Here is a 1,556-nt window from a genome sequence, read left to right as displayed (position 1 = left end):
GGATGCGGTCAAGGCCGTGCTCGACGAGGCCAATGCCCAGGTCGGTGCGGCCGATTACCAGCTTGCTTCCTTGTCCGGATCCGAGCCGCGTTCGGCGTTCAACGATCCAGGCACCAACGCCGCATCGCCGCGCGATGCCGTCGTTGCCCGCCCAGTCGGTTCCGATCCGGCCGCCGCGATCGGCGCCGGCGTCAAGACGACCCGCAAGGAATCGAGAGCCACCGCCCGCGACCTGAAGCCGGGCCCCAAGGCCATGGTGGTTGCAGCCGCACCGCAGGCCGCCCGCTGGGCATTGACCAGCGGCGACCATGTCGCCACCGTTTCAAGCGCGACGACGGCGCCGGGCTACGCCTACAGCATCGTGCACACGGCGCCGAGCGAGGTCTACACGGCCGGCTTCCAGCCGAGCAGCCAGGTGGCCGATGCCAACCGCTTCACCGGCAACGCCGTCAAGTTCATGTCGGTAGCCCGCTTCCAGACCAAATGACGGCAGATCAATCGGCAAAGCCGCGCCGGGCAACCAGCGCGGCTTTTTGCTGTTCAGCGAACCGGGCCAGCCTGCACGGTCACGCTCGGCTGAACTTCTCGTGAAGCCGGAACGGTCGGCCTATTCCCTGGGTTAACATAGGTTCGTTCAAACCCGGGGAGATCCATGAAGAACATCCTATTGGCATCGGTCATCGCATTGGCAACCGCTTCGGCGGCTATCGCCCCTACGCAGGCCGAGACCATTGTCGTCAAAACTCATGACCATATGCACATGAAGAAGCACTGCCGGACCAAGGTGGTCACAAGCTGGAAGCATCACCACAGGGTGGTTGAAAAGGTCCGGGTCTGCAGCTGATCAGCTTCGGAGCCGATTTGGCAAACCCGGTCGACGCGAGTCGGCCGGGTTTCTTCATCCCGTGGCCGAGGCCTTATTTCGCAAGCTTGCTCGCGGCGCGCGCCAGGGCTTCGATCTCGTCCCACTTGCCGGCTTTGACGAGGTCGTCGGGCGCCACCCAGGAGCCGCCGACGCAGACCACGTTGGGCAGGCTGAGATAGTCGGCCGCGTTCTTGGCCGAGATGCCGCCGGTCGGGCAGAATTTCACATCGGCGAGCGGCGAGGCAAAGGCTTTCAGCGAAGCGATGCCGCCCGACTGCTCGGCCGGGAAGAATTTCAGGAAGCGCAAGCCGGCTTCCCGTGCAGCCATGATCTCGCCGGGCGTGATGGCGCCGGGCAGCAACGGAACATCGCTGCCGGCGGCTGCCGACAGAAGCTCGCGGGTGATGCCGGGGCTGACGATGAAGCGCGAGCCCGCGGCAGCCGCCTCTTCGAACTGCCTGGCATCGAGAATGGTGCCGGCGCCGACGATGGCGTCCTCGACTTCCCCAGCGACCCGCCGGATCGCTTCCAGCGCATCGGCGGTCCTCAGCGTGATCTCGATTGCCGGCAGGCCGCCGCGCGCCAGCGCGCGCGCCAGCGGCACGGCATTGGCGATATCAGAGATCTTCAGCACCGGGATGACCGGCTGGCCGTTGAGGAGCGACAAGAGTTTTTCGGTATTGCTGGGCAT

2 protein-coding genes and 1 pseudogene are annotated in these 1,556 nt (G+C 65.4%); 2 read left to right on the top strand and 1 reads right to left on the bottom strand.

Annotation, left to right across the window (positions count from 1 at the left end; translation table 11 throughout):
• Both EN906_RS33720 and EN906_RS33715 read left to right on the top strand, forming a co-directional pair.
• Positions 1–487, top strand: a pseudogene (locus EN906_RS33720) (peptidase M15); the annotation flags it as partial.
• Positions 488–652: 165 nt separating this feature from the next.
• On the top strand, positions 653–844 hold the full coding sequence (locus EN906_RS33715) for a hypothetical protein (RefSeq protein WP_127272097.1): 192 nt from the start codon (positions 653–655) through the stop codon (positions 842–844).
• 73 nt (positions 845–917) lie between these two features.
• Here EN906_RS33715 and EN906_RS33710 read toward each other — a convergent pair.
• Positions 918–1,556, bottom strand: a 639-nt coding sequence (locus EN906_RS33710; RefSeq protein ID WP_127272614.1) for a 2-dehydro-3-deoxy-phosphogluconate aldolase, incomplete at its 5' end; no start/stop codon positions are given.

Origin of the sequence: Mesorhizobium sp. M7A.F.Ca.CA.004.06.1.1 (genome assembly GCF_003999135.1) — a bacterium.
Taxonomy (GTDB): domain Bacteria; phylum Pseudomonadota; class Alphaproteobacteria; order Rhizobiales; family Rhizobiaceae; genus Mesorhizobium.
Note: the sequence above shows the minus strand (reverse complement) of the source record. Positions and strands in the feature narration are given on the sequence as shown.